At 71.2% G+C, this 15,690-nt stretch carries 15 protein-coding genes and 1 pseudogene; 11 read left to right on the top strand and 5 right to left on the bottom strand.

Annotated elements, in window-relative coordinates; genetic code table 11:
• Positions 1-50: 50 nt before the first annotated feature.
• Positions 51-1,436, bottom strand: a complete 1,386-nt coding sequence (locus ACIP5W_RS30530) for a Tat pathway signal protein (protein ID WP_401480398.1) — start codon at positions 1,434-1,436, stop codon at positions 51-53.
• Positions 1,437-1,625: 189 nt separating this feature from the next.
• On the opposite strand from ACIP5W_RS30530, the gene ACIP5W_RS30525 reads away from it, so the two are divergent.
• The 11 genes and pseudogenes from ACIP5W_RS30525 to ACIP5W_RS30475 all read left to right on the top strand — a co-directional run bounded on the left by ACIP5W_RS30525 (position 1,626) and on the right by ACIP5W_RS30475 (position 12,553).
• Positions 1,626-2,120: a DUF6415 family natural product biosynthesis protein gene (locus ACIP5W_RS30525; protein WP_401480396.1), complete on the top strand. Its 495-nt coding sequence runs from the start codon at positions 1,626-1,628 to the stop codon at positions 2,118-2,120.
• A gap of 221 nt (positions 2,121-2,341) precedes the next feature.
• Positions 2,342-4,251: pseudogene (locus ACIP5W_RS30520) on the top strand (glycoside hydrolase family 15 protein).
• A gap of 11 nt (positions 4,252-4,262) precedes the next feature.
• Entirely contained in the window at positions 4,263-5,807 is a 1,545-nt protein-coding gene (locus tag ACIP5W_RS30515; RefSeq protein WP_401480394.1) for an ATP-binding protein, read from the top strand.
• A 72-nt stretch (positions 5,808-5,879) separates the two neighbouring features.
• Positions 5,880-6,392: a roadblock/LC7 domain-containing protein gene (locus ACIP5W_RS30510; protein ID WP_401480393.1), complete on the top strand. Its 513-nt coding sequence runs from the start codon at positions 5,880-5,882 to the stop codon at positions 6,390-6,392.
• Entirely contained in the window at positions 6,389-6,802 is a 414-nt protein-coding gene (locus ACIP5W_RS30505; RefSeq protein WP_401480391.1) for a DUF742 domain-containing protein, read from the top strand. Before ACIP5W_RS30510 ends, ACIP5W_RS30505 begins: the two co-directional genes overlap by 4 nt.
• Before the next feature lie 55 nt (positions 6,803-6,857).
• Complete coding sequence (locus ACIP5W_RS30500; RefSeq protein WP_401480389.1) at positions 6,858-7,442, top strand: GTP-binding protein; 585 nt, start codon at positions 6,858-6,860, stop codon at positions 7,440-7,442.
• The gene (locus tag ACIP5W_RS30495; protein WP_401480387.1) at positions 7,442-8,074 is read left to right on the top strand and encodes a GAF domain-containing protein; all 633 of its coding nucleotides are present in this window, start codon (positions 7,442-7,444) and stop codon (positions 8,072-8,074) included. Before ACIP5W_RS30500 ends, ACIP5W_RS30495 begins: the two co-directional genes overlap by 1 nt.
• A gap of 54 nt (positions 8,075-8,128) precedes the next feature.
• On the top strand, positions 8,129-9,382 hold the full coding sequence (locus ACIP5W_RS30490) for an acyl-CoA dehydrogenase family protein (RefSeq protein ID WP_401480385.1): 1,254 nt from the start codon (positions 8,129-8,131) through the stop codon (positions 9,380-9,382).
• Positions 9,383-9,510: 128 nt separating this feature from the next.
• The gene (locus tag ACIP5W_RS30485; RefSeq protein ID WP_401480383.1) at positions 9,511-9,993 is read left to right on the top strand and encodes a DNA-binding protein; all 483 of its coding nucleotides are present in this window, start codon (positions 9,511-9,513) and stop codon (positions 9,991-9,993) included.
• 74 nt (positions 9,994-10,067) lie between these two features.
• A complete protein-coding gene (locus ACIP5W_RS30480) occupies positions 10,068-10,640 on the top strand; it encodes a hypothetical protein (RefSeq protein WP_401480433.1) in 573 nt (190 codons plus the stop codon).
• A gap of 584 nt (positions 10,641-11,224) precedes the next feature.
• Positions 11,225-12,553, top strand: coding sequence for a transcriptional regulator (locus ACIP5W_RS30475; protein WP_401480381.1), 1,329 nt, complete (start codon positions 11,225-11,227; stop codon positions 12,551-12,553).
• Between the two features lie 78 nt (positions 12,554-12,631).
• Here the strand turns inward: ACIP5W_RS30475 and ACIP5W_RS30470 are convergent, their stop codons facing one another.
• From ACIP5W_RS30470 to ACIP5W_RS30455, 4 genes are all read right to left on the bottom strand, one after another.
• Positions 12,632-13,243: a hypothetical protein gene (locus ACIP5W_RS30470; RefSeq protein WP_401480379.1), complete on the bottom strand. Its 612-nt coding sequence runs from the start codon at positions 13,241-13,243 to the stop codon at positions 12,632-12,634.
• Positions 13,244-13,259: 16 nt separating this feature from the next.
• Positions 13,260-13,736 carry a hypothetical protein gene (locus ACIP5W_RS30465; RefSeq protein WP_401480377.1) on the bottom strand — a complete coding sequence of 159 codons (477 nt, stop codon included), beginning with the start codon at positions 13,734-13,736 and terminating at the stop codon, positions 13,260-13,262.
• Between the two features lie 74 nt (positions 13,737-13,810).
• Positions 13,811-14,377, bottom strand: a complete 567-nt coding sequence (locus ACIP5W_RS30460; protein WP_401480375.1) for a nitroreductase — start codon at positions 14,375-14,377, stop codon at positions 13,811-13,813.
• Positions 14,374-15,636: a cation:proton antiporter gene (locus ACIP5W_RS30455; protein WP_401480373.1), complete on the bottom strand. Its 1,263-nt coding sequence runs from the start codon at positions 15,634-15,636 to the stop codon at positions 14,374-14,376. Before ACIP5W_RS30455 ends, ACIP5W_RS30460 begins: the two co-directional genes overlap by 4 nt.
• Between the last annotated feature and the right edge of the window lie 54 nt (positions 15,637-15,690).

Genomic DNA, 15,690 nt, shown 5'->3' with positions numbered 1-15,690 from the left:
CTACCGGCACGGCCGGACGCCTCGCAGCAGGACGCCGACGTGATCGGGTGTCAGCTTATGGCTCGCAGCATCTCCCGGGCGCGGCGGTCGAGCTCCGCGATGTGACGGCCGCCGCGGCCGCGCACGGGAGACAGGTCACTCCGCATGCGGACGATGACGTCCCGGGCCCGTCCGGACTGCACTCCGGTCATGGCGTCCAGAGCACGGCTCCAGGTCGCGCACGCCTCGTCGACGTGGCCCTGCTGCACCTGTACGGCACCGAGGTAGCCGAGGGTCACGCTGTGGGTGCGGGCGTACTGCTGGCGGCGGGTGGCGACGCTGCGCTTGAAGTGGATCTCCGCGTCGAGCGGCTGGCCCAGATCGCGCAGGGCACAGGCTGTCTCGTGGGCAAGGGAGGCTTCCTGGAAGAAGCCCACGCGGCCCGGCGCCTCGTTGTTGTCGGCTCGAGCGAGGTCCCGTTCCGCGCGGCTGATGGCCGCGAGGGTTGCGGGGCGGTCACCGTCGGCCGCCAGGGCTCGTGCGTGGACGATCGCGAGCAGGGCTTTCTCCCGGGGGCTCGCCTGACCGTAGCGGTCGCGGGACATGGAGGCGTCAGCCAGGGCGAGTGCCCTACGCGGATGTCCGAGGTCCACGGCTTGGTGGGCAAGGGCGCGCAGGATGTGGCCGCCGAGCGGTCCGTCGCCGGCTTCGGCCGCGACGCGGGCGGCGAGGGTGAGGTAGCGCTGGGCGGTGCGGTGTTCGGAGGCGTCGAAAGCCATCCAGCCGGCGAGGTAGGTCATCTCCGCCACAGCCGAGTACGTGTCGCGGCGGAGCTGTTCCGTGCGAAACCCGCTGCCGAGCAGGGGCACCGCTTCGTCGCGAAGGTGGCCGGCCAGGGCCGAGCGACCGGAGGCTCCGCCGCGCTGCTGGTCGCGCGCGGAGTAGAAAGTCGTCAAGCCCCGGACATCATCGATGTCGGCCTGGGTCACCGGCCACGGGGAGACCGCCGGCCGCTTCGCCGCCGCGGCTGGGGCGGCTGCCCACCACGAGGCAGTGGGCAAAGCGAGGCCGGCGGCCGAGTACGCGGCGGTCGCCAGCAGCTTACGTCGGTACATATCGAGGTCGTCGCTTCCCAGCTCGGCCAGCATGGTCAGAGGGTCGACGCTCCAGTCGGAACCGCTGTCGGTTTGGCTTGTGGCTTCACCTTCCAGCCCGAGGTCGGCCAGGGTGAGGTGGCGGCCGAGTCTACGGGACAGCGTCTCGCGCAGGATATGAGGTGCCTGGCCGCTCGGTTGTGTGCCCTGCACCCACATGGCGATGTGCGAGCGGGAGATCGCCTCCAGCTCACGCACCCCGCTCTCCGCGGCTACCCGGGCGACCGCTGCGGCTGCTTGTGGCTGGGACCAGCCAGCTTCGCGCAGAAGTGCGGCGAGGGCTTCGTTTCGCGCACGGGCCATGGGCTGCCCCTCGGTTCCGAAATGATCTTTGACGCCTTTGACGGCCTCGGGAGTCGCGCAGGCATACCCCTCGGCGGCGATTCACGGTTCGCTCAACGTAGCGACCAGATCACTCAGTTTGCACGACAACCGACGCCGCCGCACGGCAGACCTCAGTCGACTTGGCTTGATTCGAACAGGAGTTGCGTCATGCGCCTTGCGCTGGCTCCGTGGCAGGCGGACGGTCAACGCGCCGCGCCCAGCAGGAAGATTCGCGTCGCTGACGAGCCGGTCCGGCGGCGCAATCAAGCGGTGGCCGCGACGGAGACGGTGGCGCTCGTGCTGGACGAGGAATCACCGCTGCCGGAGACCGCTGCTGACGTGGAAGACCTCGCGAGGCGTCTGCGGGGTCACATCAACCGACTCGGCGTCATGGTGCCGAAGGAGACACCGGTGCTGCGCCACGCCCAGCAGCTCGGCTCGGCAGGGGTCCCCGACAGCTACGTGCCCAGCAGGGTGTACCTGGTCCAACTCGCCAAGGCGACCCAGGAACTCACCGCGACAGTGGAGACCTGCGGCAGCGACCGTGCGAAGCAGCAGGGGGAACGGCCTCGGTGGACACCTCGAATCAACGTCCTGCGTGGCGCGGTCTTCGCCCTCGCACTCGCCTGCCTCGTCCTGGCTGCCTCCGTACCGCGGGCATGACCGTCACCGGAGCGGTTCTGATCGCCCTGATCCTCGGTCCCACAGCGTGGCTGGTTCTCCGCGGTGACCGCGCCATCAGTCCCCGCAAGTCGGCGAGGAAACCTCACCGGCGCAGATCGAGTCGCCGCCGCGACGGTGCCCCGCCTCACCGACAGTTCACCGGCCGCCCCTGACGGCCTTGAAGCCCACCCCGTTCGCGGGGCTCAACGGAGATCTACACGATGAAACGCCTTCCGCGTATCGAGCAGTACGGCCTGATCGGCGACACGCAGACCAGCGCCCACGTCTGCGACGACGGTTCGATCGACTGGCTGTGCCTGCCCCGCTTCGACTCGCCAGCCGTCTTCGCCGACCTGCTTGGCACACAGGAACACGGCACCTGGCAGATCGCCCCGGCCTCGTCCGCAGGCCGGTCCGGCTCCGGGAAAGTGGCTGAGCGCCGGTACCGCGGTGACTCGCTCGTTCTCGAATCGCTGTGGTGTACCCCGACTGGTTCGGTCCGGGTCCTGGATTTCATGCCGCCACGCGACGGGGCACCGCAGGTGATCCGGATCATCGAGGGACTGGCCGGCGAGATGGAGATGGTCTCTGCCATGCGTCCGCGTCCGGGATACGGCAGCGTCAGCCCGTGGATCCACGAGGTCGGCGGGCGCATGGTCGCGGAGGCCGGCGCGGACGCTCTATGGCTCGACACCTGCGTCCCGCAGGTCGAGAAGGACGGCGTCGTCGTCAGCGCCTTCACCGTCACCGCCGGACAGAGTATGGCGTTCGTACTCAGCTGGTGCCCGTCCCACGCAGCCGCACCGGACGTTCCCAACTCGGAGACCGCGCTCGCCGAGACGCTCACCTTCTGGCAGGACTGGGTACAGGAGTGCGCCTACGACGGGCCCTACCGCGAGGCTGTGATCCGTTCCTTGATCGTGCTGAAGGCGATGACCTATGGGCCGAGCGGTGGGATCGTCGCGGCGCCGACCACGTCGCTGCCCGAGGAAATCGGCGGCCGGCGGAACTGGGACTACCGCTTCACCTGGCTGCGCGACGCCGCCACAACGCTGGCCGCGTTGCTGGGGACCGGGTACCGGCAGGAGGCGCAGGCGTGGCGGCGATGGCTGCTGCGGGCCGTGGCCGGGGATCCGGAGAACCTGCAAATCATGTACGGGATCACCGGGGAGCGTGATCTGCGGGAGCGGGAGCTTCCCTGGCTTCCTGGGTACGAGGGCTCGGTCCCGGTACGGGTCGGAAACGGCGCGGCGGATCAGCTGCAGCTGGACGTGTACGGCGAGGTGATCGAGACCTTGTACGTCGCGCATCAGAGCGGTGTCGCCCACTGCGCCGACACCTCGGTCCTGCACCAGCGGCTCGTCGAGCACCTGGCGCAGCGCTGGCAGGAGCCTGACGAGGGCATCTGGGAGATCCGCGGGGCCCGCCGGCATTTCGTCCATTCCAAGGTGATGGCCTGGGTGGCGGTCGACCGCACCATCCGCCTGGCCGAAGCCGGCGCGCTCGACATGGACCTGGCACCCCTGGTCGACTTGCGGGCGACGATCCACCGGGAGGTCTGTGACAAGGGCTTCGACCCGGTGCGCAACACGTTCACCCAGTCCTACGGCTCGCGAGAATTGGACGCCGCGACGCTGCTGATCCCCGGGTCGGTTTCCTGCCGCCCAGCGACCCGCGCGTCGTCGGCACCGTGGACGCGGTACGCCGTGAGCTTTCCACCCCTGACGGGCTCGTGCGCCGGTACCCCACCCTCGGCGACCGCACCGGGGTGGACGGCCTCAAGGGCGATGAGGGCGCCTTCCTCCTCTGCTCCTTCTGGCTCGTCGATGGCCTGGCCCTGACCGGCCGCATCGACGAGGCCCGTGCCCTGTTCGAGGGCCTCTTGGAACTACGCAACGACCTCGGGCTCCTGGCGGAGGAGTACGACCCCGTCCAGCAGCGCCAGCTCGGGAACTTCCCGCAGGCGTTCAGCCACATGGGGCTGATCGAAAGCGCCCGGCTCCTTCAGGTCCTGACGGCGGGACCTGCCCACCGCCACAGCCCGGTCTCGGTGCCAGCGCCGCGCTCGGCCGCCTCCAGCACGCGCACGACCAGCCCCGACCTGACGCCGCAGCACGCCACCCACGCCTGACGAGGATCCTCATGCCTGACAGCGCCTTCCCGGCACGGCCGGCCGCTACCGACCACCGCCGACGGCGGCCTCCGGTCGACGCGATCACGCTGCACCGTGCCCGCCGCGCCGTGGCCGTGCCCCTGGTACTCCTTGGCACATTGCTCGTAGCCGCCTTCGCCCTCCGGTCGGTCTCCGCGGTGGGCCCCGGCTGGCTCCTGACCGGTCTGGTCTGTGGACTGGGTGGGGTCGCAGCCATCGCGGCTCGCCAGGCACGCACCTTCGCCCAAGCCGTGCAGACGGCAGCAGAGGAAGCCCAGGCAGCAGCGCAGACGGCCGTGGAGGGGGCCCGGGCAGCGGCGCTGGCGACCGTGGCGGAGGCGGCGGCGGCCGTCGAGAAGTCGGTGCAGTGGTCGGCAGACGAGCTGTGCCGCGGTGGGCGCCCCACGCTGCAGGACCCACAGACGCCGCCACCGGTCGGCGCGAACGACGGCATCAACAACGCGCTGGGTGCACTGCAGGTGCAGGCCATCGCCTCCCTGATACGCGTCCACGACGAGTCCCAGTCCGTCGTCCTGCTGGAAGTTCTGCGCCGCCTGGCCATGCGCGAGCACGCCCTGGTCGGCAAGGCACTCCAGGCGCTGAGTCAGCTGGAGATGCTGACCGACGACCCGGAGCTGCTGGCCAAGATCTTCGAGATCGATCACCTCGTGACGCGGATGCGGCGTCAGGTGGAGAGCACGGCGGTGCTGGGCGGGCAGTCCCTGCGCAGCACACGTCAGCCCGTGCCCGTCACCACCACGCTGCGCGGGGCGGTCTCCGAGGTCGTGCAGTATCCGCGCGTGGCCGTCGCCGCCGGGTCCGTAGGCGCCGAGCTCGGCCTCCCCGGCCATGTGGGTCCGGACCTCACTCACCTGCTGGCAGAGCTGATCGAGAACGCCTGTGAGAGCTCCGACCCGGCGACGAAGGTGATGGTGCGTGCACAGCGGGTCGCGAACGGACTGGCGGTCGAGGTCGAGGACCGGGCCATGCCCATGCACCCGCAGACGCGGGCACAGATGAACCACCTCCTGAAGGCGCCGAGCGAAGTCGACGTGAGCGGCCAGGTGCGGGCCGGGCAGCTCGGGCTGCTGGTCGCGGCGAAGATCGCCGAATCGCACGGTTTCTCCGTCGTGCTGCAGGAGAACACAACCGGAGGCACCACCGCCCTCGTCGTCATCCCCGGGCGACTCCTCGTCGCGATTCCCCCCGTCGAGGACGCCGGCATGCCCGCGGGGCAGCCTCGGTCCGCCCTTCCGCCGGTGCGGCAGACCACCGCGGCCCCGGCAGCCCCTTCTCCAGGCCATGCCACCCGCCCCGGTCCCCCCGGCACGCCAAGCCCCGCCGCGGCAGGTCATCCGGGGAGCGCGCCCGCCCTACCAACCCGCACCCGCCAGGCCGGCGCGTTCCGACCACCCCGCGAGCAAGCGCCCGTGGCCGCACCGACGCCGGGGCTGGCCGCCGCCTTCCGTTCCGGCATCCAGGCCGGCGGCACCACCCCCTCTCCCCCTGCTCCGGACGAGCACCCCAACCCCTGAACCATTCACGGCCCCCATTCCTGCAGGCCCACTCCCACGCATCGGGCCCTTCCCCTTTCTGGAGCGATCCCTATGAGCACCCACCACGAGACCGGCACCGTGACCGGCGTGTCCGCGCCCGAGAACAGCCCGAGCGGCCAGCGGGACAACATGGCTTGGCTGCTGCGTCAGTTCGCCGGCGACACCCCGGGCGTCACGCACGCCGTCCTGCTGTCACGGGACGGGCTGCGTCTGCTGGACAGCGACGTGGACAAGGACTGGGCGGACGAGCTGTCGGCCGCCATCAGCGGCGTCGCCTCGCTCGCCTCGAACATCACCGGCCCCAGCCACAAGAAGCGGCCGGCCCGGCAGATCATCATCGAGCGGGACGACTGCCTCTACTTCGTCCAGAGCGCCGGGTGCAGCGCCGCCTTCGACAACCGCCCCGGCAACGAGCGCGGTGAGGTGGAGACGATCCTCGTCGTCGTCGCCACCACGGACGCTGACGCAGGCTCCGTGGGCTTCGAGATGGGCCGCCTCGTGGCGAAGTTCGCCCCCTACATGAAGATCCCCGTCCGGGTCGGCACGAGCGGCGACGTCCGGTGACCGGGCACGGCCGCGCGGCCGAGGAATCGACGTTCGTGCGGACCTACACCCTGACGCGCGGGCGCACCAAGCCGAGGCATCTGCTCGGTCTGGACACGGTGCTGGAAGCGGGGTCGGGCCGGCACGGCCCGGCACAGGCCGAGGAGTGCGCGGAGATCCTCGCACTGTGCCGGGCACACCGACGGTCGGTGACCGAACTGGCGGGCCGCCTCGGCCGGCCGGTCACCGCCGTCAAGGTCCTCGTCTCCGACCTGCTGGACGCCGACGCCCTGGTCGTCCCCGTCACCGCCCCCTATGCCGCATCCGGCTCGGACTCGGATGCGGGCCCCTCCACCCAGCTGCTGGCGGCCGTTTCCGCCGGCCTGAAGAGGAAGTTCCCCAATGCCACCCGCTACCCCCAGGCCGGATGACTCCCGCGTGCTCCTGCGTCCTTCACCGCGCCCGCCCGCCGGCACCGCGCCGATCGTGCTGAAAATCCTGATCGCCGGGGGCTTCGGCGCGGGCAAGACCACCGCCGTGGGCGCCGTCAGCGAGATCACGCCGCTGAGCACCGAGGAGTACCTGACCGAGGCCGGCGCGGACGTGGACAGCCTGGCCGGCCTGGAGGCCAAGCGGACCACCACGGTCGCCTTCGACTTCGGCCGCCTGAGCCTGCCCGACGCGCCCATGCCCCTGGAGCTCTTCCTGTTTGGCACGCCGGGCCAGGACCGATTCGTCGACCTCTGGTACGACCTGGCCCGCGGCGCCGTCGGGGCGGTCGTCCTGGTCGACACCCGCCGTCTGGAGAGCAGCTTCACCCCCGTCAGCTTCTTCGAGGACATCAGCCTGCCCTTCGTCGTCGCCGTCAACCACTTCGACGGCGCACACCGCTACCACCCCGAGCAGGTCCGCACCGCCCTCGAACTCCCCGCATCCGTACCGGTGGTCGCCTGCGACGCCCGCGACCGCAACCACGTCGCCGGCGTCCTGCTCACCCTCGTCGGCCACGCCGAGACCCGCACCTCCGCCGGGCGCGGTTACTCCGCACCCACCACCCTCCAGGAAGCCTGATGTCTCAGCACCCCTACCGCACGCCGCAGGCTGCACCGCCCGCGCAGTCTCTTCCGCGACGCGACATGCGGGAGGCCGCACGCGGCCCCCTCACCCCGCCGGACACCGCCCTCCCCAGCCAGTCGGCCCAGCAGGCGCCGGAGCTGGCGCAGCGCTACGAACTGCTGCACCGCCTGGGCGTTCCCACCACGGCCGACGAGGACTTCGACGATCTGGCCCGGGACATGGCCACACAGGCCGGGTTCCTCTACGGGTTCGTCAACCTCTTCCTGGAGCAGCAGACCTTCGTCGGGCTGCACCAGCCTCCGGCGGACAGCGGGTTCGTGATCGTCGGGCGCACCATGAGCCGCGACCACGGCTGGTGCCCGGAAGTCATGGCGCGCCGGAAGGCCCTGCCGCTGCACGACGTGCACGCCAGCCCGCGCTTCAGCGGCAACGCGGTAGTCGACGCCGTCGGGATCCGTTCCTACTTCGGCGCCCCGCTCATCCACGACAGCGGCACCGTACTGGGCACGGTGTGCGTCATCGACCCCGAGAAGCGGCCCCTGGCCGAAGCCCGCCGTCTGCGGGACATCGTCATCAACGCCAGTGCGCAGGTGATGGACCACATCGCCCGCGCCCCCGCCCGCTAAGCCGTTCCCCCCACCCGCTCCGCGTTGCGACCTTCACCCAGGGAGAGGGAGACCATGTCCGCCGCACCCACCGCACCGCCACCTTCGCTGCGTCCCTACCTCACCGCCCGCCACGACCTGCTGTGGCAGGATGCGGACGCCTTCGCGGCCGAACACATCGCGCCGCGCGCTGCACGGATGGAGGCCGCCCCGGGCAAAGTGGAGCGCAAGGCCGCCGACCTGATGGCCGCGCGGGGCTGGTTCGCCGTCACCGTCCCGGCCGCCTTCGGCGGGCTGGACGCCGGCCACGTGGCCAGGACCATCCTGATCCACCGCATCGCGCGGGTCTCGGCGGCTGCCGCGGCCATACTGCAGGCGACCCTGATCCCCGTCGGCGCCCTTCTCCACTTCGCCACCTACGAGCAGAAGGGCCGCTGGCTGCCCCGGGTCGCGGACGGTTCCCTGCTGCTGTCGATCGCCGTGACGGAACCGCTCGCCGGCGGACACATCGGCGGCATGGCGACCACCGCCGAACGCGCCGGCCACGAGTGGGTGATCACCGGCAGCAAGATCCATATCGGTAACAGCCACCTCGCCGGCGCCCACCTCGTCGTCGCCCGCACCGCAGGGCCCGGCGTGAGCACCTCCCAGGCGCTGACCGCGTTCATGGTCGAAGCCGACCGCCCCGGCCTGTTTATCCCCGGCCACCAGGCCGCTCTCGGCCTGCACGGCTTCTCCGCCGGCCGCCTCGACCTCGACCACGTTCGCGTTCCCGAGGACGCCATGGTGGGCGAAGTCGGCCAGGGCCTGGCCGTGGCCCAGAGCAGCAGCATCCTGTACGGCCGTTCCAACCTGGCCGCCGTCAGCCTCGGCATCCACGAGGCCGTCGTGAACAACACCACCACGCGGCTCAAGACCCGCCCCCGCTACCGGGGCACCCTGTCCGACCTGCCCGTTCTTCGGGACCGCATCGGCGCCATGGAGGCCCGCCTTCGTGCCGGCCGGATACTCGCCTACCAGGCGGTGCACCTTCTCGACCAGGGCCTGCCCTGCGACGCCGACCTGATCAACTCCAAGTACCTCGGCCACCAGTGGGCCGCGCAGTCCGCCCAGGACGCCATGGAACTGCACGGCGCTCACGCCCTCGACGGCGAGTACGTCCTCCAGCGCTTCTGGCGCGACATCCAGCACACCTACCCACCGGCCGGCACCGGCGAAGTACAGCGAATACGCCTGGCGGACGCCGCCTTCGACGAGGACCACATTCAGTGGTCCGAACGCCTGGCAGCCGAGGCCGCTTGGGCCCGCCCTGGCCCGACCGCCGCCTAGACCCCCGTGCGCGGCACCCCGTGAATCCCCACCGCCGCGCACGGGCCCGTGCCGCCGGCCCCGTCCCCCGCGGGGACCGGCGGCACCTCCCCCAACTGACCGTCCATCCCAGCCGAGAAAGAGACACCGTGACCTCGCCCGTAACGACTAGCGCACCCATCACTCCGCTGACGCCGACCCTGCTGCGCATCGCCCAGCACCTGGCAGGCGGCCTTGCGCCGAAGGAGATCGGCGCACAGACCGGGCTGTCGGCCGAAACCGTCCGCCAGTACATGCGCGACATCCGCGAGAGCCTTCACTGCCCGCCGCGCTGCAAGCCCCCGGTGATGGTGCACCGCCTGTTCGCCACCCAGCAGGTGGCCGTTCCCGCGCCCGACCGGCCGGCGCCGCAGTTCAGTCCCGAGGACCTGCTGCTGCTGCGAGCCGTCGCCGAGCACAGCAACCCCCGCAACGTCGCCCTCGCCGCCAAGCTCGCCCCCGCCGACCTGCGCGCCGCGCTCGACCAGCTACTCGTCGACACGGGCGCCAAGGACACCACCCAGCTGGTCATCCTGGCGCACGGATGGAACCTGCTGACGGCCGAGCCGACGCGCGTCGGAGCGAGCCAGTGAACCGGCACCCGGCCACCACGACCCACCAGGGCCGGCCAACTGCGGCACCCTTCACCACGCCGCCCTTGGCCGCCGTGTACGAGATGCGCACGTTACGCACGGACGCCGAGCGCGAGGAGGCCGCCGCCCTTGTCCAGGACCGCCAGCGCCAGCTCGCCATGCGCGGTCTCCCGGTGCCCGCTCAAGCCGACGTCCCGGCCCACTTCCGAAACCCGCAGACGAAGCCGGCCGGGCTGTTCGAGGACGGGAAGCTGCTGGCCTGCCTGATCCCCCAGCGCGACCCCGGCCTCGGCTGGGGCGAAGGCCCTTGCCTCTTCCTCGGCTGTGTCCACACCCTGCCCGACCAACCCGACGACATCATGCGGTTGATCACCCTGTGGGCCTCAGACTTCGCCGCCCGGCAGGGCCTGCCCGCCGTCCGCGCCGAGGCCCTGGCTCGCCACCCCCTGGATGCCGACCCCATCGCCGCCCTACTGCGTCGGCTCACCGACAGGGGCTGGGTCATCCGGGGTTCCGGGACAGGACGAGAGGGTGAACGAGTCGTCCGCCTCGAACTCGCCGCCGAGCAAAGGCCCGGGCTGAGCACCCTTATCGCCTGCCGCGTCCACGCGCCGGAGACGGCCCCGGACGATCGGGGCAGCGCATGACCACCGCCGGGCCCCAGCGCTGCGACCTCGCCCGCAAACTGATCGCCGGCGCAACCCAGTCCGCCGCGCACTCGGTCAAACGCGTCAACAACCAGCTTGACGCCGTCCGTGCGCGCCAGGGCCGTAACGCCGAGCACACCCAGACCTTCCGCGGCTGCTCTCGTTCTCGACACGACCGGCGTCGCGTCCAGCCCGCTGTGGTGCACCGCCCGTCTCGCAGTGCTCGTCTGCGAACTCCTTGACCGAAGCCCCGCCTGATTGCGCGACCGAGGTCCGGCAGGCCGTGACGGCCAGCCTCGAACGCACTCCCATCAGTCCTGCCAGCCGCCATCCCACCAAGGAGATGACATCTTGTCCCATACCGGACGATCCTGGCACGAGGGCCCGCTCGGGTCGGCGCTTCGCGACCTCGGCGGCAGCCTCACTGTGATCCTGATGGGCGTTCTGATCATCCCGTTCGTCTTGGCGGCCAAGGCGAACCCCAGAGGTCTCCCATTTACCCCGGCCACCTCATTGCGGGAGCCCACGTCCACAACCGCGCTTCTGCTTGGGAGGGTGTCGTCCTCGTTGTCAACTTCGCCTCGATGGACGGCACGATGACGAGACCGAGACCAGCGAAGGCTGAGCGCAACGAGGTCTTACTCAAACACCTGGAGACCTTGGAGTGGTCCATCAGCGGCTTCGCCCGCCGGATCGCCGCGCGCTGCGAGGCTACCCACCTGCCGTACACGGTGGTCACGAGTACCGTCTCGCGGTGGTGCAAGGGGGCGACCCCCAGCGACGACCTCGCGGCCGCCGCGTGTCATGTGCTGTCTAAGGCCCTTAACCGGGTGGTGACGCCGGAGAGCTTGGGCTGGCCGTCGGACACCGGCTTGGTCGCTGCGCAGTCGCTGGAGTACCTGGATTTGCCGCACGCCGTACGGATGCTCTCGAAGTTGTGGGCCTTGGACGCGATGCGGCGGCGGAGCGTCGTCAAGAGCGCGTTCTCTCCGAGCGTGTTCGGTCCCGCCTCGAGGGAGGCGCTCGTCATGCCGGCCGACTCTGTGCTCGGTGGGCTCGGGCAGCACAAGGTGAGCGCGGCGGACATCGACCTTCTCGACGAGCAGACGCAGCTGTACGGCAAGCTCGACTCTCAGCACGGTGGAGGCAAGTTCCGCTCCGTGTTCGCGTCGATGATGGACACGCACGCCACGCCGATGCTGAACGGGGGCTTCTCCGCGCGGACCGGGCGTCGGCTGTACGGCAGCGTGGTGGATGCCGTCCTCGCGATGGCGTCGATGGCCTACGACGACCAGCTTCCCGGTCTCGCCCAGCGCTATGACCTTCAGGCGATGCGGCTGGCCCAGGCGATCGGCGACCGCGCCCGCATCACCCGGGTCCACATTCACCAGGCCCGGCTGGCGGCAACGCAGGGAGGGCAGGCCGACGTGCTCGCGCACGCGCGCAGTGCTGTGCTGGCGGCCAAGGGCTCGCCTCCGCTGGTCAGGGCCTACGCCTGCGTGACCGAGGCCCGGGCATGGGCCCTGAATGGCCAGGCGGATCAGGTCGTGGCGGCGGTGAGGCGGGCCCGCGAGTTCTTCGTCCGCGCGCAGAGGAACTCCGGTCCGACCTGGTTGGAGTGGTTCGACCTGCGTGAGCTGGAAGGACAGGCGGCGTGGGCATTCGCCGTCGCTGGCCTGGCCGAACAGGGCGCTCAGGCGCTGAAGGAGGCGTCGGCCCTTCCTTCGGACCGCACTCGCGACACAGTGGAACTGCTGATCACTGAAGCCGAGCTGGCGCGACTGCGCGGTGCCCCGGCGGAGCACACGGCGGCCGCGAAGCGTGCCTCCCAGGCGTCACAGCACCTGATGAGCCGACGGCTCTCCGAGCGCCTGGACCACCTGAACGCGGGCGAGTCGCTACGGGACTTCTGACCATCCCAACCGCCGTCGCGTCCCAGGCAGCCTGCGGAGGAGTCCGCGATGGGCCTGGGGCGCCCGGCCCGGTACCGGTCAGCCCGTGGGAAAGAGATGCCAGTAGATCGCGTGGGACCGGAAGGCACCGCCGTGGTGCGGGGAGACGAGAGAGCCGCGGTGCTGTTGCCCGTCGGCTGTGTGCAGGACGGCCCGGAGCTGATAGTCCGGGTGCACCCGGTCGTCGCTTAGGTTGGCCGCGAAGGTGAGCTCCAGGACGTTTCCTGGCTCGACCGGCCAGGGGCGGTCGAAGAGTGGCAGGTAGATGGTGGCCCAGTTCGTCTGCATGCGCAGCGCGTCGAGCGGCTCTTCGTCCGGCAGGCACCAGAGGTTGAGCCAGGTGAGCACGCCGTCTACGAGGCCCGGCCGCGTGATGACCAAGCGCGTGGTCGTGCTCTGCTGTGTCTGAAGGTCACCGTTGAAGTCGAGCACCTCGGCGGGAGCGCCCTCGGAGAGCAGCGCGTCGACGGGCGGGTTCTCGACCCGGAGCCGCACGTCGAAGAGGCCGCCGTGCCAGTCGAAGATGCTGCGCAGGTACGGAAGCGCGGCCTCGGCGAACGCGATGGGCTGGTCGGGGAGCAGGTCGGACAGGCGGACCGCGGCGGCCAGGGTGACCGCGCGGTGGGGTACGGCAATGCCGCCAGGTTCCATGAGACGGATGCGGGCGTCAGCCAGGACGGCGGCCGCGTCTTCGGCGCCGGCGAGCGAACCGATGATTTCGGCGACGCAGACATCGGCGCGGGGGGGCGAAACGGAGACTGGTCGACTCGCCGAGCAGCAGCGTGATCCGGTCCGGGAAGGCGAGGGTCGACAGGTTGGCGGCAGCCTTGTGGAAGGCGTCCTCGATGACCTCGATGGCTACGGCATGCCGAGCTCCGGCCTGCACGCCTTCGCGTGCCCAGAGCAGGTCCTGTCCCGTCCCGATGTCCAGGATCCGCCGGTCCGGCGCCAGGCGGGCCAGGGCCGCGCGGAAGCGACGGTTGCGCTCGTCGTCGGTGGTCATGGTCGTGTAGAGGAACGGGTCGTAGATCGGGTACTCCCCCACGCTCGGCCACAGGGCGGGGCGGCCCTCCCACTCGCTCCCGGGATCGACGCGGACGCTCAGGGTGTGTCCGGGGGTCTCGATGTGCTGGATGTCGCGCATGGTCCGCCTTTCGCAGCGGGGTACAGCGACGCGCCCGGCTCGCTGCCGGGCGCGTCGCGTGCCGGGTGGTGGGCTCAGATGCCGGTCGTGTGCCAGGTGATCCTGGTGGGGATGTCGAGAGGCCGCCGGTCGGCGGCGTCCTCGCCCTCCCGGGTGCCGACGTACAGCCAGCCCAGGAGCTGTTCGTCGTCCTCGACGCCGAGGTACTTGCGGACCTGGGGTACCTGGACGGTGAGTCCGGTGCGCCAGATCGACGCGAAGCCGTGACTGTGCAGGAGCAGCGACAGCGTGGTGACCATGCCGGCGGTGGCGGCCAGCTGCTCCCACTCGGGGACCTTCGGGTGGTCCGGCACGGGCCGGTGCACGATCGCCAGGAGCAGGGGCGCGCGCAAGGGCTTGGCGGCGACGCGGCGGGCCTGCTCCGGGGCGTCGGCGGCCTCGGCGAGCGCATCGCCGAGCCGGGCCCGCTCGTCGCCGCTCACCGCGACCAGCCGCCAGGGGCGCAGCCGCCCGTGGTCGGGGACGGTGGCCGCGGCCTGGACGAGGCACTCCAGGTCGGCGGAGCCGGGGGCGGGCTCGGTCAGACGGGGAGCGCTGCGGCGGGTGAGGACCGCGTCCAGGACCGATTTCGGGCGGGTCATCGGGTCGTCTCCCGGGCCGGGGCGCGGTCAGGGTTGTCGTGGGGCGTCGGCGGGGTCATTCTCGGGTCGTCGCCGGCCACGCACCGGAGGATGGGGGCGGTTGCCGCGGTGGTGATGACGGTCATGATCACCAGGAGGGTGAACAGGGCCTCGGTGATGACGCCGGTCTGCAGGCCGATACCGAGGACGACGAGTTCGGTCAGGCCACGGCAGTTCATGAGCGTGCCGACGGCGGTTGACCAGCGCCAGTCGGAGCCGGTGAGCCGGGCCGCGCCGGCCGCGCCGCCCCACTTGCCGACGACGGCGACGACGAGAATGGCCGCGCCCCAGCCCCACTGTCCTGCGGGCAGGTGGGAGAAGTCGGTGTGCAGGCCGGCGCCGACGAAGAACAGCGGCAGGAGGAGCGGCAGGACGACGGCGCGGATGCGCGCGGCGCCGCGCTCGACGGCGGGGAGGCCGCGGGGGGCGGCGGTGCCGAACAGGAACGCGCCGAAGGCGGGGTGCACGCCGATCTGGTCGGTGGTGTAGGCGCTGAGGCACAGCCCGGCGAACAGCAGGGCCAGGACGAGCTCGTCGCCGGTGCGGCCGGCGCGCTTGAGCAGGGTGCGCAGCAAGGGGCGTGTGAGGGCGAGGGCGGCGGTGAGGGCGAGGGTGGTGAGGGCCGACAGGGCGGTGCCTGAGGTGGTCAGGGCGACGGCGGCGGTGAGCAGGCACCAGGCGAGGACGTCGTCGGTGGCGGCGCAGGCCAGGGCGAAGGCGCCCAGGGGTGTGGTCTCCAGGCCGCGGTCGGCGAGGATCCGGGCGAGGACCGGGAAGGCGGTGATGCTCAGGGCGACGGCGACGAACAGGGTGAACGGCAGCCGGTCGACGCCGTCGGGGGCGAAGGTCGAGTAGAGGGCGGCGGCCAGGGCGGCGCCGAGTGCCATGGGGAGCAGAAGACCGGTGAGGCTGACTGCGGCGACGGCGCCACGGGTGGTGCGCAGGCTGCGCAGGTCGAGTTCCAGTCCGATCAGGAACAGGAATGCCATCAGGCCGAGGGTGCCCAACGCGGAGGTGACCGGCAGGACCGAGGGGGGCAGGAGGTGCTGCTGGGCGGTGGGGGCGAGCCAGCCGAGGAGCGAAGGGCCGAGCAGGATACCGGCCAGGATTTCGCCAATGACCGGCGGCTGGCCGAGCAGCCTGACGGCTCGCCCGCCGGCCTGGCAGGCGAGGATCACGACCGGGACGGCGAGGAGCACGGGTAGCAGCGGGTCGGGCACGACAGCTCCAGGAGTCGGGCGACGGCGAAGGACCGCACTGTGTGGGCCGGCGGC

Source organism: Streptomyces sp. NPDC088766 (genome assembly GCF_044750845.1).
In the GTDB taxonomy this organism is placed as follows: domain Bacteria; phylum Actinomycetota; class Actinomycetes; order Streptomycetales; family Streptomycetaceae; genus Streptomyces.
Note: the sequence above shows the minus strand (reverse complement) of the source record. Positions and strands in the feature narration are given on the sequence as shown.